The following is a 22270-nucleotide window of genomic DNA, read 5'->3' on the forward strand; positions in this document are numbered from 1 at the left end:
CGTTCTCCCGACTACTTAGCGGTGAGCCAGGCAATCAATGCGTTTTCAAAGGTACGTGCTTCATGGGCACGCTCGTGATTCACCATACTGACCACCACATAACGCTTGCCACTTGTCGACCAGACGTAGCCAGCCACGGAGCGGACATCGCGCAACGCACCGGTTTTCAAATGTGCGAGTGATTTGGTCGCGGGGTCACGCAAACGATAACGCGTTGTACCGTCAACGCCCAGAATAGCCAGCGAAGACACAAACTCAGGCATGACAGGCGAGACCCAGGCCCGGTTCAGCATTTGGGTCAGACTATCCGCCGAAACCACACCATTTCTGGAGAGCCCTGAACCATTATCAAGCACCATTCCTGTCATCGGCAAGCCTTGCTGGGCCAACACCTCTTGAGCCACTCTTACGCTTCCTACGACAGTTGCCGGCTTACGCCCCGCCTCGGCACCAAGCGTCAATAACAACACGCGCGTCATCACGTTGTTGCTTCGCTTGTTGATCAAACGAATCACTTCAGACAATGGCGGAGACTGATGGGAAGCCACCGCCACCGCACCGCTCGGAATCGAACCGGAGCGTACCTGGCCAGTCATCGTGCCTCCCACCTCACGCCAGATTTCGCGCAACACGCGGGCGCCGAACTCCTGCTGGGACAAAGCCAGACGAAACACGTCAAACTCTCCACAGGAACCCGCGCCTCGACCCGTGACACGAATGCGTACCTTGTCACCGGAGATCGTTGTATCAGTCGTGACGGAAGGCGAGCCCGGACACTGTCCATCCAGCCACGCCACATTCGCCTCAAGCTCTACACCCGGGATCGGCGGATCAACAAAATGCTTCCAGGTCTTCGTCGCGGGATCTGGTGAAAAAACCAGACGCATGGCGCCAAAGCCGACCATAAACGCATCAGGACTTGCGTTGTAGGGACGATCAGCTGAACCATCAAAGGTCGCAGGGTCAATGGTGACGTCCCCAAAAATCGAGCGATCAATCACAATATCGGAGATTTCTTTAATGCCGCGCAAGCGCAAATCACGCATCAGACGCCAGACATCAGGCAACATCAACACCGGATCACCGCCGGCACGCAAATAGAGCGGCCCACTGAGCACACCTTTTTCATTGACGCGAGACTCGGCATCCATCATGAAATTAGTGTGCCAGACGTAATTCGGGCCCAAACGGGACAATGCGGCATAGGTTGTGACAAGTTTCATCACCGAGGCCGGGTTACGCAAAGTGTCGGGTGCGACCGACATGAGACGGGAACCACCTACCTCCTGGACAACCAGGGACAGAGAAGAATCAGGCAACTTTGTCTGAGCCCAGGCGCGCGCAAGCTCAGCAGGCATAGGAATAGAGGCCGAAGAGGCCGCAGAAACAGGTGACTGCGCTTGCGCTCTGGTCTGAGCCTGAACCGAACCACTTGTCGCCAGCAGCGCACATCCCAACAGCAGACCAACCGAAACAAAGCACTTCTCAGCAACGTTGCGCCACGTTCTCAGTTCATCACCTTTCATTCGCTCACCTATTTATGGGTTTAAGTCGACAGCATACAAAAAAAGCACGCATACAAGCTTAAAATAAGCGGTTGTGCCACTTGCAAATTTTTTCGCATGGCATGTTGCGGGTCCGTTTGGCACCCTTTTCTAAGTTTGGTTATAGGTTGCAAGCGTGTCCTCCTCCCTTTCCTTGTCCGATTTTGACTACGAACTTCCCTCTGAGCTGATCGCGCAGACCCCGGCTGCCGAGCGGACGGCTAGCCGTCTCTTGCATGTCGACGCAAGCGGCGGCTTGCATGACAGACAGTTTGCTCAACTGACAACATTGCTCAAACCAAACGATTTGTTGGTTTTCAATGACACCCGAGTCATGCAAGCAAGACTGTTGGGACATAAAGCCACAGGCGGCAAGGTCGAGGTGTTGATTGAGCGCATCATTGCAACGGATCAAGCACTCGCGCATGTGCGCTCGAGCAAATCCCCCGGCGCAGGCAGCGCACTCAGACTGGCTGATGCCGTGGATGTGACCGTGCTTGGCCGTGCGGAAGACTTGTTTATTCTGCAATTCAACGCACCCGTACTGGAAATCCTCGAACAATACGGCTCCGTCCCGCTGCCTCCATACATTACCCATCAACCCGATGCACAAGACCTGCAGCGCTATCAAACGGTCTATGCCCGGGAACCTGGCGCCGTTGCAGCGCCCACGGCCGGGCTGCATTTTGACGAGGCCATGTTTGAACAACTCGATCAGCTTGGTATTCAGCGGACATTTGTCACCCTGCATGTCGGCGCGGGCACTTTCCAGCCCGTTAGGGACGGCGACCTCGCCAAACATGTCATGCACGCCGAGTGGTACACCGTTCCCGACACGACCATCCAGGCCATCGCCCACGCACGCGAAAAAGGGGCACGTGTCATCGCGGTCGGCACAACGAGCGTGCGGGCACTTGAATCGGCAGCCCTGATCGATCCAGCGATGCGCAGCCCCCAGTCAGGCGATACACGACTGTTTATTCAACCAGGCTTTGAATACAAAGTCGTTGACGCGATGATCACCAACTTTCACCTCCCCCAATCCACGCTCTTGATGCTGGTGGCCGCTTTTATTGGTCTGGATACGATGAAGCGCGCCTATCAGCACGCCATCAACGAGCGCTATCGCTTTTTCAGCTATGGTGACGCCATGTTTTTAGAACGGACGACTTGAAATTGACACCAACTGACGCACCGATCACGCCCGAGGCAAAATCCGGACTGAACTTCGAGTTGCTCGCCAAAGATGGCCAAGCCCGTCTTGGTCGGATGACCCTCAACCACGGTGTGGTGCAAACGCCGATTTTCATGCCGGTCGGGACATATGGGACCGTCAAGGCCATGTTGCCACACGAGCTCCTGGAGGTCGGCGCCCAGATTGTGCTGGGCAATACCTTCCACCTGTGGCTGCGTCCCGGCACCGAAGTCATCGCCAAACATGGCGGCTTGCATGGTTTTATGCAATGGAACAAGCCCTTGCTCACCGACTCTGGCGGCTTCCAAGTCTTTAGTCTGCAAGGTATGCGCAAAATCTCCGAAGAAGGCGTGAAGTTTGCGTCTCCAATCGATGGCGCGAGACTTTTTCTGACACCTGAAGAGTCAATGCGGATACAAACGGCGCTGAATTCAGATATCGCCATGGTGTTCGATGAGTGCACGCCCTACATGATCAACGATCGCCCTGCGACCACAGAAGAAGCCGCCCGCTCAATGCGCATGTCGCTTCGCTGGGCCCGACGCTCGCGCGAGTCCTTCGATGCGTTAGGCAATCCCAATGCCCTGTTCGGGATTGTGCAAGGCGGGATGTTCGAAACGCTGCGCGATGAGTCCCTCGAAGGCCTCAAGGATATCGGTTTTCATGGCTATGCCATTGGCGGACTGTCTGTGGGCGAACCCAAAGCGGACATGCTGCGCATTCTCAATCATGTTGCCCCGCGCCTGCCCGAACACTCACCACGCTACTTGATGGGCGTCGGCACGCCAGAGGATTTGGTGGAAGGCGTGGCTCAAGGCATCGACATGTTCGACTGCGTCATGCCCACCCGCAACGCCCGAAACGGCTGGTTATTCACCCGTTTCGGCGACGTCAAGATCCGAAACGCTAAATACCGCGATGACACGCGACCACTCGACCCGAGCTGCAGTTGCCATACATGCCAGAATTTCTCTCTGTCCTACCTGCATCATTTACAGAGGGCGAATGAAATCACAGGTGCGCGACTCAACACGCTACATAACCTGCATTTTTACCTGACCATCATGTCAGAGATGCGCGAAGCCATCGCGAACGGTACATTTCAGGCATGGAGAAAGCAGTTTGCGTTGGATCGCGCCTCCAAGTCGGTACAATAGCCACCACCTTACTTTTTATAAAGGAGACCTTAATGTCTGCTCAAGCAATATCCGGCCTCGTGCTGGCACAGGCTGCTGATACAGCTAGCTCGCTCATGGGAATGGCTCCCATTCTCCTGATGTTTGTCGTGCTTTACTTCCTGATGATTCGTCCTCAGATGAAACGTCAAAAAGAACACAAAGCACTGTTGGCTGCGTTAGCCAAGGGTGATGAGGTGATTAGTGCAGGTGGTTTGCTGGGTAAAGTCACAAAAGTCAGCGATAACTACGTCACAATCGAAGTCGCTGAAATGGGTGATAAGCCCGTTGAAATCATGATGCAAAAAGCATCAGTGTCCGCAGTCCTGCCTAAAGGCACGATCAAAGCACTGTAATCACGCTTGAATATCGCCCCGCTGCGCGTTGCACGGGGCGCAATCCTTTTGATCCCCGTTGGCAATGAACCGCTATCCTCTCTGGAAATATCTGACGGTACTGATCGCGGTTGTGATCGGCCTGCTCTACACACTGCCCAATTTTTTCGGCGAGTCGCCTGCTGTCCAGGTGTCAAGCGCCAAGGCAACGCTCAAAATAGATAACAGCACGCTGGATCGGGTTGAAACCATCCTGAAACAAGCCGGCATCCAAAATACTGGTGCGACGTTTGAACTCAACGGCACGGTTGGAACTGTTCGCGCACGCTTCAGCAGCACAGACGTACAACTTAAAGCTCGCGATTTGCTCGAAAAGACACTTAATCCCAATCCAGCAGAGCCGTCTTATACCGTCGCACTGAATCTGCTGCCTGCCTCTCCCTCCTGGTTAAGCGCGATCGGCGCCAACCCCATGTATCTGGGCCTGGATTTACGTGGCGGGGTGCATTTCCTGCTTCAGGTCGATATGCAAGGTGCACTGACCTCTCGCTATGATGCGCTTGTCACGGACTTGCGCGTCGCATTAAGAGACCAACGCATCGAATCCACCGGCATCGAGCGCGACGGCATGTCAGTCGTTCTGTCCTTTAACAATGCCGCAGCCCGCGACCGGGCCATCACTGCCTTGCGCACGCGCAATCCAGATTTGCAAATGCTCGAGCGCACCGAAGGGGGCCGTTTGCAAATTGTGGGTCGCCTGAGCCAGGCTGCCATCACCACCGTGCAAGCCAGTGCACTTAAACAAAACATCACCACGCTGCATAATCGCATCAACGAGCTTGGTGTTGCCGAGCCGATCATTCAACAACAAGGCGCAGACCGTATCGTTGTGCAATTGCCAGGCGTACAAGACGTTGCCAAAGCCAAGGACATTCTTGGCCGTACCGCTACGCTTGAAATCCGCATGGTGGACGACTCGCCCGCCGCCGCAAGTGCCTTGGCCGCCGGAACAGTTCCGTTTGGCCTGGAGCGGTATCTCGATCGCGATGGCCGCCCCTTGCTTGTGCGTCGCCAGGTTGTGCTTACAGGTGAAAACCTGCAAGACGCACAGGCGGGTCGCGATAGTCAAAACCAGCAACCTGCTGTGCATCTCACCTTGGATTCCAAAGGCGCGCGGATTTTCCGTGACGTCACGCGCGACAACGTCAATAAACGCATGGCCATTTTGTTATTTGAAAAAGGGCGCGGCGAGGTTGTCACGGCACCAGTGATTCGTGGTGAGATTCCTGGCGGACAGGTTCAAATTTCAGGCAGCATGACCGCCGAAGAGGCAGCCGACACGGCATTGCTCTTGCGTGCGGGCTCGCTTGCCGCACCAATGGAAATCATCGAAGAGCGTACGATCGGACCGAGCCTCGGTGCTGAAAATATCGAAAAAGGTTTTAACTCGACACTCTACGGATTTATTGGCATCGCCATTTTCATGGTGATTTATTACCACCTGTTTGGCGCCTTCTCGACAGTAGGTCTGGCATTAAACGTTTTATTACTCCTTGCCTTGCTATCCATGCTGCAAGCCACACTGACCTTGCCAGGTATTGCCGCGATCGCGCTCACGCTTGGTATGGCCATCGATGCCAACGTGCTCATTAACGAACGAATACGAGAAGAACTCCGCAACGGCGAGTCGCCGCAAAACGCCATCAATCTTGGTTTCGATCGCGCGTGGGGCACGATCCTAGACTCCAACCTCACTACACTGATCGTCGGTGTTGCACTGTTGGTGTTTGGCTCCGGACCGGTACGAGGCTTTGCAGTGGTGCACTGCCTAGGCATTCTCACCTCGATGTTCTCTGCGGTGGTGGGCGTTCGCGCACTGGCCAACCTCTGGTACGGACATAAGAAAAAGCTCCAGTCGATCTCGATTGGAACGGTCTGGAAACCCAAGGACTGATAATGGAACTCTTTCGAATCAAACGCACCATTCCGTTCATGCGTCATGCGTTGGTGCTGAACATTATCAGCGTGCTCGTTTTCGTTGCAGCTGTATTTTTTATCATCACGCGCGGCTTCCATCTGTCGATCGAATTCACAGGTGGTACCGTGATGGAAGTAAGCTACACGCAAGCCGCCCCTCTGGATCAAATCAGAAGCTCGGTCTCAGGACTTGGTTATTCCGATTTTCAAGTCCAAAACTTTGGCACGTCCCGGGACGTCATGATACGACTGCCGGTTGCGGCCGGTCAAAGTTCCGCGGCACAAAGTGAAACGGTCATGAAGGCACTCTCTGCCGCAGATCCCGGAGTCGAACTTCGCCGCGTTGAGTTTGTTGGTCCGCAAGTGGGTCGCGAACTGGTCGAAAACGGCTTGCTCGCATTACTCTTTGTGGTCATCGGTATTGTGATCTATCTGGCAATCCGTTTTGAATGGAAGTTTGCGGTCGCTGGTGTGCTCGCCAACTTGCACGACGTGGTGATCATTCTCGGTTTCTTCGCTTTCTTTGGCTGGGAATTCTCACTCTCCGTTCTGGCTGGTGTGCTCGCTGTTTTAGGTTACTCGGTCAACGAATCCGTGGTGATTATGGATCGTATCCGTGAAAACTTCCGCAAAGAGCGCGATGCCTCGGTAGTGGATGTGATCGACAGCGCCATCACCCAGACAATCTCCCGCACGATTATTACGCACGGCTCGACTCAGATGATGGTGTTGACCATGCTGATTTTTGGCGGTCCGACGCTGCATTATTTCGCACTGGCACTGACCATCGGCATTTGGTTTGGTATCTATTCTTCCGTATTTGTTGGCGCCTCGATTGCCATGTGGCTCGGCATTACGCGCGAAGACATGATCAAGCCGATCAAGAAAAAGGACGAACTCGAAGAGGTTTACGAAGAGTAAACATCTTCTTTATCCACACAGCGCATCAATTTCCCGCTGTGAACGATTGACAAATGGGCGCCTCAGCGCCCATTTTTTTGTCGGCACGGTAAACTATGTCTTTATTTTCAATATTGCCCACGGGATCAACACCCGCTCCGGCACCATCATGCAAAAAACAGACAATCCCAAAAAAGTATTCATCCGCACCTTTGGCTGCCAGATGAACGAGTACGATTCCGACAAAATGCTCGATGTACTTGGTCAAGAGCGCGGTGTTGTCGTGACCCAGACGCCTGAAGACGCAGATGTGATTTTGTTTAACACCTGTTCCGTTCGTGAAAAGGCGCAAGAAAAGGTTTTTTCAGACCTGGGACGCATCAAACACCTCAAAGCCCTGAACCCTGATCTTGTGATCGGTGTAGGTGGTTGCGTGGCCAGTCAAGAAGGTTCTGCCATTGTTGATCGCGCGCCCTATGTCGATGTGGTGTTTGGTCCTCAAACTCTGCATCGCCTGCCAGAGCTGATCGCACGTCGGCGTTCCGAGGGTCGCTCACAAGTCGACATCAGCTTTCCCGAAATCGAAAAGTTCGATGCCATGCCGCCCGCACGCGTGGAAGGCGCCACCGCTTTTGTCTCGATCATGGAAGGCTGCAGCAAGTACTGCAGTTTCTGCGTTGTACCCTACACCCGTGGCGAAGAGATCTCGCGTCCTTTTGAGGATGTCCTGACCGAAGTGGCAGACCTCGCCGATCAAGGTGTCAAAGAGGTCACACTGCTGGGTCAAAACGTCAACGCTTACCGCGGCCGCATGGGCGAAGGCAACGATGCTGAGATTGCCGACTTTGCGACCTTGCTCGAATATGTCCACGAGATTCCCGGCATTGAGCGGATACGCTACACCACCTCACACCCCAAAGAAATGACCACGCGCATGACCGAGGTCTATGCGCGACTTCCCAAACTCGTATCCTTTCTTCACCTTCCTGTTCAAGCAGGCAGCGACCGCGTCCTCGCAGCCATGAAACGCGGCTACACCGCGATCGAATTCAAATCAGTCGTGCGTAAATTACGCGCTGCACGCCCCGGCTTGACGCTGTCCTCTGACTTTATCGTGGGCTTTCCCGGCGAAACCGAAGAAGATTTCGAGAAAACCATGAAACTCATTGAAGAGGTCGGCTTCGATACCTCATTCTCGTTCGTGTACTCACGTCGTCCCGGTACACCTGCAGCCGACCTCGTTGATGACACGCCACAGACCGTCAAGCTCCAGCGCTTGCAACGTCTGCAAGCCCTCATTAACGAGCAGGCTCACGCGATTGCGCGCAGCATGGTGGGCTCGACGCAACGCATACTGGTTGAGGGTACCTCCACAAGAGATCCGAACGAACTCAGTGGTCGCACAGAAAATAACCGTATCGTTAATTTTCCCGGTCATCCTCGTTTAATTGGCCAGATGATTGATGTTGTGATTACGGATGCAATGACCAATACCTTTAGAGGTCGGGTAGCAATACAAGATGATGCGGATCACACACCAGTCGAGGCATCACAATGAGCCGTCCTCCCGTCAAAACCAGCCCGCGCGGACGTCCTCTGCCTGTCAAGATGACGCTTGAGGGGAGTAATCAACAGCTTGCGAATCTCTGCGGCCCATTGGATGTCAATCTACGGCAAATCGCAGATGGGCTCGATCTTGAGCTGACACGACAGGGCAACAAGCTCACCATCCATGGCGCTCACGCTGAGGCCGCCAGCAAAATGCTGTTTGCCTTTTTTGACCGCGCGGCCCAACACGCTTTATCTGTGGATGATATCCAACTGGGTCTCGTCGAAATTGGCGTAGGCCGTTCAGTCACCCCCTCAATGCCAAGCTTTGATCCGACGGAGTTTCCGCCACTGGATGACGAAAGCGGGACGATCGCCTTGCGCACCCGACGCAGCGACTTGCGTCCCCGCACCCCACGACAGCGAGACTACCTCAACAACATTCTCAAACACGACATTACTTTTGGAGTGGGACCCGCAGGGACCGGTAAAACCTGGCTGGCTGTCGCCTGCGCCATCGATGCGATGGAGCGCGATACCGTGCAACGCATCGTGTTGACACGCCCCGCCGTTGAAGCGGGCGAGCGCCTGGGCTTTTTACCGGGCGATCTCGCACAGAAAGTCGATCCGTATCTGCGTCCACTCTACGATGCGCTCTACGACTTGATGGGTTTTGAGCGTGTGCAGCGCCTGTTTGAAAAGCAAACAATTGAAATCGCACCTCTAGCGTATATGCGGGGCCGCACACTCAATCATGCATTTGTGATTTTGGACGAAGCCCAAAACACCACACCCGAACAAATGAAAATGTTTTTGACACGCATTGGTTTTGGTAGCAAGGCCGTGATTACGGGCGACCCGTCCCAGGTGGACTTGCCAAAAGGTCATAAAAGCGGCCTGGCCCATGCGGTAAAAGTCCTGGAGGAAGTCAAAGGCATCGCTGTGACGCAATTCACCAGTCGCGATGTTGTGCGACACCCTCTTGTTGCACGCATTGTCGATGCCTATGAACAAGCCGAACAAAACGCCAGCTGAACTGTCGCTCAGCATTCACTATGCTGTCGAGGCACCAAGCCTGCCGCGCTGGAAATTGCGTCGCTGGGTGCAGCGTGCCATGCTCGCCGCGCAGGAGGACGGTCGTGTTTCCTTTGGGCGCTTGCAAGTGGGTTTGCGCCTGGTGGGTCTCAAAGAGGCGCAACAACTCAATTCCGGCTATCGCCACAAAAATTACGCCACCAATGTTCTCACCTTTGAATACGGTGTTCAACCTGATGGCACAGCCTCAGGTGATATTGTTCTCTGTGTGCCCGTACTGAAACGCGAAGCCAAAGAGCAACGTAAAGACTTTCTTTGTCATGCCACGCATTTAACGATCCACGGTACGCTGCATGCGCTAGGTTACGACCACATACATACGCGCGATGCCAAACACATGGAGCGTTTAGAAACGCGAATCCTTGCATCGATGGGGATCGATAACCCTTACTTGATTCAAGAGAAATGACAAACGTTTTTGCTTTGAAGACGTCACTTTCAGGTTATCCTTATCTCTCCTAAACTCTGTCTCTGGACAATGTCAGATCCCTATCCTGCTGCTGAATCCTCAACATCTTCGGCCAAGCCCAACCGCCCCCGTCTACTTGATCGCCTGTTATCGCTCGTTCGCCGCGAACCCGAGGATCGCGAAGGCATCATGGCCGTACTGGATGCCGCACGTGAACGTGAACTCATCGATGCGGATGCCTACTCGATGCTAAAAGGCGCCCTGGCGGTGTCTGAACAAACCGCAGTCGATGTGATGGTCCCGCGTGCCCGCATGGATATGCTTGATGTCTCGCAGTCCATCTCGACACTGATGCCCGAGATCATCGAAACAGCGCATTCCAGGTTCCCCGTCTTCGAAGGATCGCGCGACAACATTATCGGCGTGGTGATGACAAAAGACCTGCTCGGTCATCTCCTCAATCCCGAGTTGACCTTGCGCGACCTCGTGCGACCCGCAGTCTTTATCCCCGAGTCGAAACGCCTGAATGTCTTGCTCCAAGAATTTCGACGTAACCGTAACCACATCGCCGTTGTCATCGACGAGCATGGCGGCATTACAGGTCTGGTCACACTCGAGGATGTGCTTGAGCAAATTGTCGGCGCGATTGAGGACGAATACGATGTCGAAGGTGCCAAAACAATTTTTCCTGACGGCGTACGAGCTTGGCGCATTCTGGCTACGACTGAGATAGAAGCTTTTAACGAAGCTCTGGGTGCGAACCTGCCTACTGGTGAATACGACACCGTCGGAGGTTGGCTGGCCCATGAGCTCGGACATATCCCCAAACGCGGCGATGCCTGTCAACATGGCGATCTGCGAATCGAAGTCATGCGTGCAGATGCCAGGCGCGCGCTCTGGTTGCGCGCCAGAGCACGCGGCAAAGCCGAACCCATACGCGTGACACCCTCAGCGTGAACAAGCTCTGGCTCAAATGGCGACTCGCCTTTGGGTTGTTGGCGGCAGGCGCACTCCACGCCCTGAGCTTCGCACCCGACCCGCTCCCGCAGTGGGCGCTCAGCCCTCTTCAGTTGTGCGCCATGGCATGGCTAGTGACCTGCGTCTGGCGCGCGCCCAGCGGCCTCTACGCTGCGCGCAGAGCCTGGTTTTTCGCGATCGGGCACTTTGTCGTGGGCTTGTACTGGCTGACGATCAGCATGCACGTCTATGGCTTCATGCCGATGCCCCTTGCAATCCTCGCGCTGCTCGCACTCAGTGCGTATCTGGCCTTATTCGCTAGTCTTGCAGCTTGGCTGGCCCACGCGGTAGGCGCCCTACCCGGACGCAGCATCTCGTCAACAATCTGGGCCGTTGCCGTCTGGGCAGGTGCATGGACAATATCCGAATGGTTACGCGCGACCCTTTTCACCGGCTTTCCCTGGCTCAATATCGGCTATGCACATGTCGACAGCTGGTTTGCGGGATGGACGAGCGTTCTGGGTGTCTACGGAGTGAGCTGGATGGCCGCCTTCAGTGCGGCAGCCATTGCTGCGCTGGTGGGCAGGAAACATGACGATGCGAAACAGGCCATCATCGGCGTGCTTGCACTGGGCTTGGCACTTGGCGGTCTTGCGCTCAAGCAATACGCATGGACCACCCCCTCGGGGACACCACTGGTGGCGCGCCTCGTTCAGGGGAACATTGATCAAGGTGTGAAATTCACACCCGATCACCTCTACCGCGTCATCCAAGAACATCTCACACTCGCTGCCACGCCGACACCGGCAGGCAGCCCTTCACCAAAGATCGTCTTGCTTCCCGAGACCGCGCTCGCCGTTTTCCAGCACCAGATCGCACCCGCCGTCTGGTCAGCCTGGCGAGAACTAGCCGAAACACAGCAAAGCACTATTCTCATGGGTGCAGCCTTGTTTGACACCAAAACAGGCACCTACACCAACAGTGTCATCGGCATTGATAGCAAAACGACTGTGCAACAACTCAGAGATGCCACGATGGCACAGCGTTACGATAAAAGTCACCTGGTACCTTTCGGCGAATTCGTCCCCTTCGGTTTCCGATGGTTCGTCAACTTGATGTCCATCCCGCTTGGTGACTTTTCGCGCGGAACCGCGACGCAACAACCTTTTGCGATCGATGGTCAACGTATTGCACCCAATATTTGCTACGAAGACGTGTTTGGCGAAGAGCTGCTACCCGCCGTGCGCGGGACCGACGGTGCAAATGGCGCCACGATTTTGGCTAACTTCAGCAACCTGGCGTGGTTTGGTGATTCCTGGGCACTCAGACAACATTGGCAAATGTCTCGGATGCGCGCAATTGAAACAGCGCGACCGATGTTACGCGCAACCAACACAGGCTCCACAGGTGCAATTGACCACCGGGGTCGAGACATCGCTCAACTTCCTCCTAACCGGGTGGGTGTACTCGACACCACCATACAAGGCCAGCAAGGACTGACACCGTACGTACGATTTGGGAACGGCCTGATCCTCGGTCTCGCGAGTGTCGTTCTCGTCGCGGCCTGGTTGCTGCGCAGACGTGATCCTCAACCATGAGCACACTTAGACTTCAGGCGATCGAACACATCTCGGACATTGACGCGCAACGCTGGGATGCGCTTGTCTCCGAAAGCGGTGGTTCCGTTTTAAGTCAACACGCCTTTCTTCAAGCCTTTGAGACCTCGGCAAGCGTCTCCCCTGAAACAGGCTGGCAACCCCGCCATCTTTTATTGTGGGACAACGAACAACTCGTTGGCGCCATCCCGCTGTACGCCAAAGGACACTCCTACGGCGAGTTTGTGTTCGACTGGGCCTGGGCCGATGCCTATCAGCGCAACGGTCTGGAGTACTACCCCAAATGGCTGGCTGCCATCCCCTTTACACCCGTCCCGGGCGCCAGACTTCTGACCACCACGCCCTATCGTGCGCTGGCCGCTGCAGCACTGTTGCAATGGACTAAAAAAAGCGGACTCTCCTCGCTGCACGTCCTGTACACCACACCTGAAGATACCGACGCGCTTGTGCAGGCTGGCTGTCTGCGCCGCACCCACACACAGTTCCACTGGTTCAACCGTGGCTGGCCCGATTTCGACAGTTTTCTCGCGAGTCTGACCCAGCCCAAACGCAAAAAAATCCGCGCTGAACGTCGCAAGGTTCGCGAAGCGGGCGTCACAACATGCGTGCGCTCTGGGCCTGAAATAAGCGCGAATGACTGGGCGTTCTTTTACCGTTGTTACGCAAATACCTATCATGTGCGCGGGAATCCGCCCTATCTGACCCCAGAGTTTTTTTTAACCGTTGGGGAAAAACTCTCAGAGCATTGCGTGATGGCCATTGCAACCCGTCGTGAGCAACCCATTGCCGCTTCATTGCTATGGCTTGACACCGTCAATGGACAACGCAAGCTCTACGGTCGCTACTGGGGCGCGCTCGAACACGTTGACTGCCTGCATTTTGAACTGGCCTATTACACACCCCTCGAGTGGGCACTCGCCCACAATATCGCCGTCGTCGAAGGCGGTGCACAGGGAGAGCACAAACTCGCCCGCGGTTTTGAACCGATCCAAACCCAATCCGTCCACTGGCTGGCACATCCCGGCTTCGCAAATGCTATAGAAAAGTTTCTGGAGAGAGAACGAGCTGGAGTCGATCAGTACGTCGGAAGCTTGAACTCGCCTTTTCGAGGCGAGGTGGGGGATTAAGTTTCAAACTGAGAACGCGAACTCTAGGCTTACGCAGCCAAACGCCAGCCTGATCGAGTGTCGGACAAAATCAACTTCTCACTTTGACGGAAATCAAGCTCAATTAAACGATTAATGATTTCCTGAATCTTGACGTTACCGTCTATTTTTTCAAGATATAGCAACCTTATGAGTCTGTCGTATCCTTTAGGCATGCGACCACGACGCTCCCAGAGAGAAACAGTTTGCTCAGTGCTTCCTAATAGGTCCGCCATGCGCTTTTGCGAAAGCCCAAGCTCTTTTCTTAAAAATCGAATTTCTGATGCACTCAAGTTGGACTTTGCAGCAATTGACCTTCCAATAACCTCATGTAGTTCTTCAACATCGCTAATCGAGACAGATGTCTCACCATCGATCTCACAAATGTCGTAGCCATTTGTCAGCCAGACATTCTTCAAACCACACTCAGTGTAGTGATACATATGACTTTTTTCCTTTCAAAACACCGTGATCACAACGATCATCCTGCCACGAGTACCTTGCTTTAGTGCAACGGCAACTTTTACGTCATCACCAGCTACAGAGTGACGCATCGTTAACCTCCAATCACCTTTGATATCTAGATGTGCGCTTTCCAAAATAAAACCTGACCTTAGGCGACACAAAACTTGTTTCAACGTAATGTTTCGCTGTTGCATACGAAGCTTTGCGTGCGATGAAGCATAAATATTTGCACTCACAGCAGCGAGAGCACGGACAATTCGTAATGCATTTGCATCATTAAGTCGAAGAGGGATGACATTGATCATACCCATAATTATTATGGGTATTGTATAAGAATGCGAATACATTTACACAATCAAACAGCCGTTACATTTAGATTAAGCTTCACGCTAAAGAGTGAGTTGCCACAGCGGTCGACTTGCAAGAAACCTAAAATTTGTGCATAATCCCGTTTCTTCGCTGTCGACACATTCAGTTTGAATTAATTGAATGCCAAGATTGAAGTCTGTACCTCCAAAGTTCTCTCAGTTCGGTTCTTTTGCGGTCTGTACTGAAATTTTTGGGGGTATAGCTCAGCTGGGAGAGCGCTTGCATGGCATGCAAGAGGTCAGCGGTTCGATCCCGCTTACCTCCACCAGTTAAAGCGAAGAGTTGTTGTTAGTCCTGTCCCCTTCGTCTAGAGGCCTAGGACATCACCCTTTCACGGTGAGTACAGGGGTTCGAATCCCCTAGGGGACGCCAGTTTTTTGGGCTGTTAGGGTAGTTTTATTACTAGTTTTTTACCGCTGCGGAGCGGTAGTTCAGTTGGTTAGAATACCGGCCTGTCACGCCGGGGGTCGCGGGTTCGAGCCCCGTCCGCTCCGCCAAGCACTCACTGTCCGTTCTGGACACAATTTTTAGATTGTATTTTGTTGCCAAGCGCCTTTTAGGCGCTTTTTGTTGCTTTTACTACAAAGATCAAGGGCTAGAACCCCAACAAGCATCTTATGTATTACATCCGACAGCGCTGACTTCTGCCTCAAGTAGGAATCTACCAAACCCACCATAATCTCTTTGCATTTCCTAGTAGCTCGGCACTAAAAACCTAAACATTCATACTCAATTGCGCGGTTTTTTCTTTCTAGCTTTGTTTTTTCTACATAGATTGAGTGCAGAAAACCTCCCATGCACTAACAAAATTCTCCACTTTGGCAATCAAAGTTGTGAAAGTTACAAAACAACTAAAAACCTCATAATAAAAACAACTTGAGTTGCCAAACAACGCCCAAATAATCGATAGGATATGTGCAAGTAAAAAAAATAATTAGTCGTTCATTGAGGCGCAAACCAATGTACCGGCACGAGAATGATCGAATCTACAAGCAATTAGAAAACGGTGAAGAAAGATTTTCACCAAAACCCTCTAGGCAGAAACAACTCTTTGCCCAATGCATGAATGCATGCATCAAACGCGCCTATGGCGGCAAAATACCTTCATATGCAGTCATTGCTAGAGACTTCAGCCTTCGTTACCCCGAAGATGGCTCAATCAGTAGTGAATCTATTCGAAAGTGGATGACTGGTCGGGCATTGCCTCAGTCTCATAGACTGAGTGCACTCATTGATTGGCTAGGTGCTGACATCGCAACAGCTTTGAGTCTGCACGCAGAATTGTTAAATACCAAAGAAAATGATCGTCCCGGTGACCCTTCCCACACTAGCTCTCTCTCTTCACGAAGAAAACCTCAGTCTTCAAGCGATGATCAAATTTTTAATTTAATTCAAAACCTCTCGTTCCGCGATCGCAAAATCATTTTATCGATATTGCGCATTCTGCAGAGTAACGGAAATACATGATGAAAAGTAACGACAAGACAGATCTGGAACAACACCCGCGAGAAGATGGGGACGAAATCAGTATCTCTGACCTTGTTGGCCGGGTATCAAATTGGGTTAGAGCGCATTACAGAGGTTTACGCCTGATTTTAATATGTCTGGCTGCTCTCGTTGTGTTGATCACAGCAGGCTACTCAATCAAAAAGCCGCCTTTGATGGCTTACTCGATGGTACTTTCCCTGACTTTTCCTCAAGCAGAAAAAAATCAGTATCCGAATCAGTCCCCATTTAGTATCACCGACATTGTGACACGCAGCGTCATCGAACAAGTGTGGCGCGACAATGATCTTGAAAAACAAAATATTAGTCTGAAAGACCTATCAAACAGCATCTCTATTATTCAATATTCTGACAATGCTGACTTTATACGCGCACGTTACCAAGCAATGCTCTCACGAAAAGGCCTCAGTCAAACTGATATCTCGGCTCTTGAGAGAGACTACAAAACAGAATTGGATTCTGCGTCTAAAAAACAAGTGCTCATTACCTTGACCGCTCCGTTTTCATCACCTTTATCTGGCGCGCTCGCGAGAAAGATCTTAGCCGACATCCCGAGCGTATGGTCACACCAATCAATTAACAAACTTGGTGTTGTATCAATTCCAAATATCGAATCTGAAAATGTCAGTATAAGTAATTTCAACCGCTACACCCCCTTTCAAATTGCGGACTACTTTTATAAATCAGTCGACAACCTCGAACGCACACTCAATACCATCGAAAGTTTTCCAGGAGGCAAAACATTGCGAGATCCTGAAACTGGCCGGACAGTTGAGGACTTAAAGAAAAAACTTCGCGAAATCAACCGTTACTGGATTCTTGATTTTGACAACTACGCGCAAATCAATTTCCGGCCAAATGAAATTGAAAGTCGTTCTGCTGAAATTCAACTTAAAGAGCTGAAAGTTCGCCAGAACGAATTGCTTGCTCAAGCTGCTATTTATAGAAAGTCCCTTAACGACTACGATTCTCTTAAAGATCAAAAAGAATCGTCAAACTACTCAGGAATGGATACAAGAGGCAATCAGTCTTCAAATAGTCTACAACTACAAGGAGATGCTATTCAGCGACTGATCAGTCTGGGCAGTCAAAACAAGGATGCTGAATTTAGACAAGAGTTAACGCTTAAACGCGTTGATGCGGAAATCAAAGCCACTAATCTAGAAATGGAAATTTCACGATTGACTCGACGAATCAGCGGCATTACAAACTCTGTCGCTAAAGAGCAAAAAACAAATAGTGGGGTCGAGGACTTAGCAAAAGAGATCCTGACTCAGCTGCAAACCGTCTCTGCAAGTGTAGAAAGAATTCAAACCGTGCAAATGAGCAAGTTCACGGATGATGATGGTCTTTTATATATTGGCAGTAACATTAACAAACGCCCCGCTAGTAGCTTAACAAAATGGATTGCAGTACCCGGCGCACTTCTGGCCATCATTTTTGCGCTGTGGATGATACTTGTAGGTTTGAGACGTTTTTCGAAAAATTAGAAACTAATAATAAGTTTTAAACCTTATTTTGAAGCTAAGCGCCTTTCAGGCGCTTTTTTTTCGCCCGTCACAATTGCATTCGCGCAAAGATCGATTTCTTGTACTCCGCCACGCAACCTTACTTGACCAAAAATCTAGTAAGCATTTTGAAATCAGGTTTTTTGCAAAATGATTTTCAACTGATTAACACCTCTTCTGTAAACATTTGCATAGACTCATCAATACCCACAATGCCTCTGAATCAAGCACGGCGGGCGGTGTTGTATATCTAAAAACGCAAAGGATTGTTAGTGATGGGGCTGATAACTAAATTTGAAATAAATATGCTAAATTCTGACTATTCTAGTCAGAATTTATATGGGGAGCTAAAAATGCACTCATGGCAAATACAAGAAGCTAAATCGAAGCTATCCGAGCTGATTAAATGTGCTGAAAGTGAAGGCCCGCAAGGAATCACCTTGCATGGACGATCAGTGGCTGTTGTGATGACACGCTCACTCTTTGACCAACTCACTGGCAACGAGCGCTCGTTTGTGGAATTTATGCGCCAGTCACCACTCTTTGGGCTTGAAGACGTCAATCTTGAAAGAGACCAAAGCTTGACTCGCGAGGTCTCAATTTGAGTTACCTCTTGGATACGAACGTCATATCTGAACTTCGCCGCAACTCACCAGACCCCTCTGTCATTGAATGGTTTTCTAAAAGACCGGCGTCCACACTTTATTTGAGTGTGTTGACATTAGGCGAACTTCGCAAAGGTATCGAAAACGTAAAAAATTTAGAGAGACGCTTAGTTCTAACTGATTGGCTGGAAACTGAATTGCCAGCTTTTTTTACTGGGCGCATCCTGCCTATAGATATAAAGGTGACTGACCGGTGGAGTAGATTATTAGCCGCAGCAGGACGACCCTTACCCGCAATTGACAGTCTGTTGGGAGCAACTGCTGCTCAATATGGTTTGAGCGTCGTCACACGAAACAGTAGAGACTTTGACAACCTTGGCCTCAGTATCATTAATCCTTGGACAGGTCCCTCGTTCTGACGCCCTACCCCCGCACCGGATTCCGTGGCAAGGTCATCGATATCAGCCCCGCGGCAATCAGCAACCCACCTGACATCCCGAACGCAACCCAGTGGGTCCCGAACGTCTCGTATCCCCAGCCGCCGAGCCAGGAGCTAAAGGTCGCACCGAACTGGTGTCCTAAGTACGCCAAGCCATACAGCACACCCACTAGCCTCACGCCATAGGTATCGGCCAAAATCGCGGAGGACATTGCGATACTGCCGGCCCAGACCAGGCCGCCGACGACGGACGCGGCGACAAGCTCGACGTGCGTGCCGACCATCACCAGCGCAAAAAAACCGAGTCCGCGGACAAAATAAATGACCGCCAAAATACTCCGGCGCTCGAGCTTGTCCGCCAAACGCCCCAAAATCAAGGTCCCGAAAATCGCGACGATACCGATAATACTGACGCCCATCGCGCTAGTAGCCGAATCAAACCCATGGTCCATCAGCATGGGCATCCCGTGCGTCCCCAACAGATTCATACTAAAACCACAGACAAACAAACCGAGACAGATTTTCCAGAACACGACTGTGCGAACCGCATGCGAGAAAGTCATCGCAGAAGCAGCCGCCGCTCTCTTTTTATTTTCGGCATTAATCTGCGAGGGCAGCAAATCAGAGTTTTCAGGTGCTTGATCTTTGATGATGAAAAGCGCTGAGGGAATAGTCAGCAACGCAAACACAATCGCAAAGCCAAGCAAAGTAGTTTGCCAACTATAGGTCTCAATCGCCCAGGTCATCAACGGCGTCATGATAGCGATACCGGCCATCGAGCCTGTTGACAAATAAAACAGTGCCATCCCCCGCTGACGTGTGAACCAGCGACTGATCACAGGCGTCAAGGCGACCGGACTGGTAAAGGCCAAACCCACCGACATCAGTACACCGAAGGACATCATAAATGACCAGGGTTCGCGTGCGACGATGGCCCAAAGCACCGAACCCATGACGATCGCCGTACCGACTAACAATACAAAGCGTGTGCCATAGCGGGCGACCAGCATACCGGCCACAGGCATTCCGATTCCGTAGAACAACATACCCACAGCGACGATCGTGGCGAGCAAGGTTCGGCTAAATCCCAGATCCTCGGCCATCGGGATAAAGAAGGGACCGATACCCAACCTCATGCCAACCGTGAGCAAGGTCACAAACGTCGCGGCCGCGACAATATTCCAACCGAAATACCACCTACTTGGTCTTGCCTGCACCTGAGTCAATCTCGCCCCCTCTATTTTTTATTGGATACCCGCAACGTTCTAACTGTACATCCTGAATGGTGCGTCCGGCATGATCGGCAGCAGGCAACGGTATATTCTGGCCCTTGAGACGCGTCCAGAGCCAGGGCAAGGCGGAAGCAATGTCCGGTCGCTGGCCAACCGCACGCGACACGATTTCGCGCTCCTGACCGGCACTCTGGTTCGTGCCCTGAGTTGCATCTCGCTCAGCCTGACCCACATCGAACTTGAAAAAATAGTAAGGCTCCTGGCCCATCCGCAGATCCATAACAGTCAAGCGCCCATCTTGTTGGCCCAAGCTGTAGAAGCCATGGCTAAACTTTGCGATCGCGGCCACGCCGGGATGATCGGAATGTATGCGTCCCAGCGCATCACATCTTGGATACTGTCGCCAAGTGATCTGAGATTGATCGTCCAGCAGCGAGCGAAAGCCTTCGTAATAAGCATCCGGCGTCATCGCCACCAAACGCCACAAGACTGAGTTAAAGGCAGTGGGATTCACCAACAAACGCTCAGCCTGAATACCGGACTCTTTCAAGGATGCCTGGGCGATCTTAGTGATATGGGCTTGCACGGCGACACCCCATACTAGATACAAGGTACTCACCGCGAGACCCACTGCATTCCACTTCAAACCGCGTCCGGACTTGAGCACAAGCGCCAGGACTAGACCTATCAAAAGCGGAACGGTGTACAGCGGGTCGATAATAAAAATACTGCCAACACCATACGGATGATCTGTAAACGGAATCAACAATCGCGTGCCGTAAACGGTCATCACATCGAGCAGCGGATGCGTAAAGAGCACCAGCCAGAACACGAGCGTCCATCTTTTCCAAAGACCTGTATTTCCCTGAAGACGCGACAAGCCCCAGCCCAAGAGAGGCGCGAGTAAGGTCAAATAAAGTAACGAATGACTCTCTGCCCGATGGCGGATCATATTTAAAATAGGATCACCATGATTGATGACTGCGTCGAGGTCTGGCAACGTCCCTGCAATGCCACCCCAAAGTGCGGCTTTCCATAAAGCAGTGCGTCGTCCCATCACGGCAACGCTGATCGCCGCACCCAGTGCAACCTGACTTACCGAGTCCATTTAGGCCGCCACATCAACAAAACCAGTGTCAACGCGCAAATCGAACTAAAGACATACAACATGTTCGAACCACCCGCGCGCATCAAGGCACCGGCGATCATCGGTCCGATCGTGGCGCCCACGCCGTAAGTCATCAGCACCACTGCAGCGAGACCCACACGCTTATCAGGTGACACACGGTCATTGGCCAAGTTGGAGGCGAGCGCGTAAAAAGTAAACTGGATTACCCCGAACACCGCTGCGAAAATCAGCATCAGCCAATACGGCCAGGTCGTCCAGCCCCACATCATTACGGCGGTGATTGTGAAAATCAGAGCATTGATGCGAATCAGCTTTGCGCGATCCTTGCGATCCGAGAGCCATCCCATCGGCCATTGCGCCAAAAGCCCCGCGATCACACTGGTTGCCGTGTAGAGGGCGATCTGAGGTGTACTCAAGCCTTGACCAAGGGCAAACACTGCAGCTAAGCCATAGAACGAGGCGGAAATATTACCTGCCAAAAACACAGTGAATAATGACTGTGGCGCAGCCTTGAAAAAATAAGGAAAATCAATTGGTGCCGGAGGCTGGGGGATAGGCAGTTTGCGCTGCGTCAATACGACAGGTAGCAAGCTCAGCGCCTGACAGACCGCGACAAAAATCAGCGGACGAAGATCAAGCGTTGGATAAAGCGTAATAGCAAGTTGACCCAGTGCCGTTCCAGAACCCGACATCACCATATAGACTGACATGACGCGTCCGCGATGACTGTTTTCTGTTTGCTCGTTCAGCCAACTTTCAATCACGATGTACTGCACCGACATCGCCACACCGACGACTAAACGCAAACCGATCCAGATCGGTAAAGAATCGTAAAGACTTTGGGACAAGACCGCGCAGATCGAGATGATCGCAGCCGTGGCGCAGGCACGAACATGGCCGACGCGGATAATCAAACGATGGCCGACACGCGCGCCAAACACTAATCCAAGGTAGTACGCGGAAATCATCGTGCCGATCCAGAAGGCACTGACTGAATCGGCCGACAGTTTCAACGCGATATACGTGTTGAACAATCCCGTACTCACCAGCATCAATAAGGTGGCGAGGTAAAGAGAGGGAAACGCGCCGAGTGTTGAAATCATCTGGATATGAAAACATCC

At 52.2% G+C, this 22270-nt stretch carries 21 protein-coding genes and 3 tRNA genes; 18 read left to right on the top strand and 6 right to left on the bottom strand.

All coding sequences use genetic code 11. The features are described 5' to 3' along the window. Positions 1-11: 11 nt before the first annotated feature. Positions 12-1526 carry a D-alanyl-D-alanine carboxypeptidase/D-alanyl-D-alanine endopeptidase gene (gene dacB, locus QWY27_RS00765; RefSeq protein ID WP_435433428.1) on the bottom strand — a complete coding sequence of 505 codons (1515 nt, stop codon included), beginning with the start codon at positions 1524-1526 and terminating at the stop codon, positions 12-14. A gap of 154 nt (positions 1527-1680) precedes the next feature. Here dacB and queA point away from each other — a divergent pair, with 154 nt between their 5' ends. The 11 genes from queA to QWY27_RS00820 all read left to right on the top strand — a co-directional run bounded on the left by queA (position 1681) and on the right by QWY27_RS00820 (position 13878). Next, positions 1681-2718, top strand: a complete 1038-nt coding sequence (queA, locus tag QWY27_RS00770; protein WP_290193853.1) for a tRNA preQ1(34) S-adenosylmethionine ribosyltransferase-isomerase QueA — start codon at positions 1681-1683, stop codon at positions 2716-2718. 2 nt (positions 2719-2720) lie between these two features. Then, positions 2721-3896 (top strand): tRNA guanosine(34) transglycosylase Tgt, encoded by a 1176-nt coding sequence (gene tgt, locus QWY27_RS00775; RefSeq protein WP_435433430.1) that lies wholly within the window; start codon positions 2721-2723, stop codon positions 3894-3896. 32 nt (positions 3897-3928) lie between these two features. After that, positions 3929-4270: a preprotein translocase subunit YajC gene (gene yajC, locus QWY27_RS00780; RefSeq protein WP_290193854.1), complete on the top strand. Its 342-nt coding sequence runs from the start codon at positions 3929-3931 to the stop codon at positions 4268-4270. A gap of 64 nt (positions 4271-4334) precedes the next feature. Beyond that, on the top strand, positions 4335-6203 hold the full coding sequence (gene secD / locus QWY27_RS00785) for a protein translocase subunit SecD (RefSeq protein ID WP_290193855.1): 1869 nt from the start codon (positions 4335-4337) through the stop codon (positions 6201-6203). Positions 6204-6205: 2 nt separating this feature from the next. Continuing rightward, positions 6206-7147 (top strand): protein translocase subunit SecF, encoded by a 942-nt coding sequence (gene secF, locus QWY27_RS00790; protein WP_290193856.1) that lies wholly within the window; start codon positions 6206-6208, stop codon positions 7145-7147. A gap of 148 nt (positions 7148-7295) precedes the next feature. After that, positions 7296-8684 (top strand): tRNA (N6-isopentenyl adenosine(37)-C2)-methylthiotransferase MiaB, encoded by a 1389-nt coding sequence (gene miaB, locus QWY27_RS00795; RefSeq protein ID WP_290193857.1) that lies wholly within the window; start codon positions 7296-7298, stop codon positions 8682-8684. Beyond that, positions 8681-9709: a PhoH family protein gene (locus QWY27_RS00800; protein WP_290193858.1), complete on the top strand. Its 1029-nt coding sequence runs from the start codon at positions 8681-8683 to the stop codon at positions 9707-9709. Before miaB ends, QWY27_RS00800 begins: the two co-directional genes overlap by 4 nt. Further along, positions 9681-10178 carry an rRNA maturation RNase YbeY gene (gene ybeY / locus QWY27_RS00805; protein WP_290193859.1) on the top strand — a complete coding sequence of 166 codons (498 nt, stop codon included), beginning with the start codon at positions 9681-9683 and terminating at the stop codon, positions 10176-10178. Before QWY27_RS00800 ends, ybeY begins: the two co-directional genes overlap by 29 nt. A 69-nt stretch (positions 10179-10247) precedes the next feature. After that, on the top strand, positions 10248-11135 hold the full coding sequence (locus QWY27_RS00810; RefSeq protein ID WP_290193860.1) for a CorC family transporter: 888 nt from the start codon (positions 10248-10250) through the stop codon (positions 11133-11135). Further along, complete coding sequence (gene lnt, locus QWY27_RS00815) at positions 11132-12733, top strand: apolipoprotein N-acyltransferase (RefSeq protein WP_290193861.1); 1602 nt, start codon at positions 11132-11134, stop codon at positions 12731-12733. The genes QWY27_RS00810 and lnt overlap by 4 nt, the downstream gene beginning before the upstream one ends. Beyond that, positions 12730-13878, top strand: a complete 1149-nt coding sequence (locus QWY27_RS00820) for a GNAT family N-acetyltransferase (RefSeq protein ID WP_290193862.1) — start codon at positions 12730-12732, stop codon at positions 13876-13878. The genes lnt and QWY27_RS00820 overlap by 4 nt, the downstream gene beginning before the upstream one ends. A gap of 29 nt (positions 13879-13907) precedes the next feature. Here the strand turns inward: QWY27_RS00820 and QWY27_RS00825 are convergent, their stop codons facing one another. Then, positions 13908-14339, bottom strand: a complete 432-nt coding sequence (locus tag QWY27_RS00825) for a helix-turn-helix domain-containing protein (RefSeq protein WP_290193863.1) — start codon at positions 14337-14339, stop codon at positions 13908-13910. Between the two features lie 15 nt (positions 14340-14354). Beyond that, on the bottom strand, positions 14355-14708 hold the full coding sequence (locus QWY27_RS00830; protein ID WP_353958754.1) for a DUF4258 domain-containing protein: 354 nt from the start codon (positions 14706-14708) through the stop codon (positions 14355-14357). 214 nt (positions 14709-14922) lie between these two features. Between QWY27_RS00830 and QWY27_RS00835 the strand changes: the two genes are divergently transcribed. From QWY27_RS00835 to QWY27_RS00865, 7 genes are all read left to right on the top strand, one after another. Continuing rightward, a tRNA-Ala gene (locus tag QWY27_RS00835) sits at positions 14923-14998 on the top strand. A gap of 28 nt (positions 14999-15026) precedes the next feature. After that, a tRNA-Glu gene (locus tag QWY27_RS00840) sits at positions 15027-15102 on the top strand. Positions 15103-15150: 48 nt separating this feature from the next. Beyond that, a tRNA-Asp gene (locus tag QWY27_RS00845) sits at positions 15151-15227 on the top strand. Between the two features lie 418 nt (positions 15228-15645). Next, complete coding sequence (locus QWY27_RS00850; protein ID WP_290193865.1) at positions 15646-16197, top strand: hypothetical protein; 552 nt, start codon at positions 15646-15648, stop codon at positions 16195-16197. After that, complete coding sequence (locus QWY27_RS00855; RefSeq protein WP_290193866.1) at positions 16194-17726, top strand: AAA family ATPase; 1533 nt, start codon at positions 16194-16196, stop codon at positions 17724-17726. The genes QWY27_RS00850 and QWY27_RS00855 overlap by 4 nt, the downstream gene beginning before the upstream one ends. A 371-nt stretch (positions 17727-18097) precedes the next feature. Then, positions 18098-18349 (top strand): type II toxin-antitoxin system Phd/YefM family antitoxin, encoded by a 252-nt coding sequence (locus QWY27_RS00860; protein WP_290193867.1) that lies wholly within the window; start codon positions 18098-18100, stop codon positions 18347-18349. Continuing rightward, positions 18346-18768: a type II toxin-antitoxin system VapC family toxin gene (locus QWY27_RS00865; RefSeq protein WP_290193868.1), complete on the top strand. Its 423-nt coding sequence runs from the start codon at positions 18346-18348 to the stop codon at positions 18766-18768. The genes QWY27_RS00860 and QWY27_RS00865 overlap by 4 nt, the downstream gene beginning before the upstream one ends. Before the next feature lie 4 nt (positions 18769-18772). On the opposite strand, the gene QWY27_RS00870 is transcribed toward QWY27_RS00865, so the two are convergent. Genes QWY27_RS00870 through QWY27_RS00880 form a run of 3 tightly spaced genes read right to left on the bottom strand, consistent with a single transcriptional unit; the run spans position 18773 to position 22252 of the window. Then, positions 18773-20014: an MFS transporter gene (locus tag QWY27_RS00870; RefSeq protein WP_290193869.1), complete on the bottom strand. Its 1242-nt coding sequence runs from the start codon at positions 20012-20014 to the stop codon at positions 18773-18775. Beyond that, complete coding sequence (locus QWY27_RS00875; RefSeq protein WP_290193870.1) at positions 19986-21128, bottom strand: metal-dependent hydrolase; 1143 nt, start codon at positions 21126-21128, stop codon at positions 19986-19988. Before QWY27_RS00875 ends, QWY27_RS00870 begins: the two co-directional genes overlap by 29 nt. Beyond that, entirely contained in the window at positions 21116-22252 is a 1137-nt protein-coding gene (locus tag QWY27_RS00880) for an MFS transporter (protein WP_290193871.1), read from the bottom strand. Before QWY27_RS00880 ends, QWY27_RS00875 begins: the two co-directional genes overlap by 13 nt. Positions 22253-22270: the final 18 nt, after the last annotated feature.

Origin of the sequence: Zwartia vadi (assembly GCF_030410375.1) — a bacterium.
In the GTDB taxonomy this organism is placed as follows: Bacteria; Pseudomonadota; Gammaproteobacteria; order Burkholderiales; family Burkholderiaceae_B; genus Zwartia; species Zwartia vadi.

Coding starts and splice junctions, on each gene's coding strand:
- dacB (WP_435433428.1), bottom strand. CDS start 1,526: ATGAAAGGTGATGAACTGAGAACGTGGCGCAACGTTGCTGAGAAGTGC.
- yajC (WP_290193854.1), top strand. CDS start 3,929: ATGTCTGCTCAAGCAATATCCGGCCTCGTGCTGGCACAGGCTGCTGAT.
- secD (WP_290193855.1), top strand. CDS start 4,335: ATGAACCGCTATCCTCTCTGGAAATATCTGACGGTACTGATCGCGGTT.
- secF (WP_290193856.1), top strand. CDS start 6,206: ATGGAACTCTTTCGAATCAAACGCACCATTCCGTTCATGCGTCATGCG.
- miaB (WP_290193857.1), top strand. CDS start 7,296: ATGCAAAAAACAGACAATCCCAAAAAAGTATTCATCCGCACCTTTGGC.
- QWY27_RS00800 (WP_290193858.1), top strand. CDS start 8,681: ATGAGCCGTCCTCCCGTCAAAACCAGCCCGCGCGGACGTCCTCTGCCT.
- ybeY (WP_290193859.1), top strand. CDS start 9,681: ATGAACAAGCCGAACAAAACGCCAGCTGAACTGTCGCTCAGCATTCAC.
- QWY27_RS00810 (WP_290193860.1), top strand. CDS start 10,248: ATGTCAGATCCCTATCCTGCTGCTGAATCCTCAACATCTTCGGCCAAG.
- QWY27_RS00820 (WP_290193862.1), top strand. CDS start 12,730: ATGAGCACACTTAGACTTCAGGCGATCGAACACATCTCGGACATTGAC.
- QWY27_RS00825 (WP_290193863.1), bottom strand. CDS start 14,339: ATGTATCACTACACTGAGTGTGGTTTGAAGAATGTCTGGCTGACAAAT.
- QWY27_RS00830 (WP_353958754.1), bottom strand. CDS start 14,708: ATGTATTCGCATTCTTATACAATACCCATAATAATTATGGGTATGATC.
- QWY27_RS00855 (WP_290193866.1), top strand. CDS start 16,194: ATGATGAAAAGTAACGACAAGACAGATCTGGAACAACACCCGCGAGAA.
- QWY27_RS00860 (WP_290193867.1), top strand. CDS start 18,098: ATGCACTCATGGCAAATACAAGAAGCTAAATCGAAGCTATCCGAGCTG.
- QWY27_RS00875 (WP_290193870.1), bottom strand. CDS start 21,128: ATGGACTCGGTAAGTCAGGTTGCACTGGGTGCGGCGATCAGCGTTGCC.
- QWY27_RS00880 (WP_290193871.1), bottom strand. CDS start 22,252: ATGATTTCAACACTCGGCGCGTTTCCCTCTCTTTACCTCGCCACCTTA.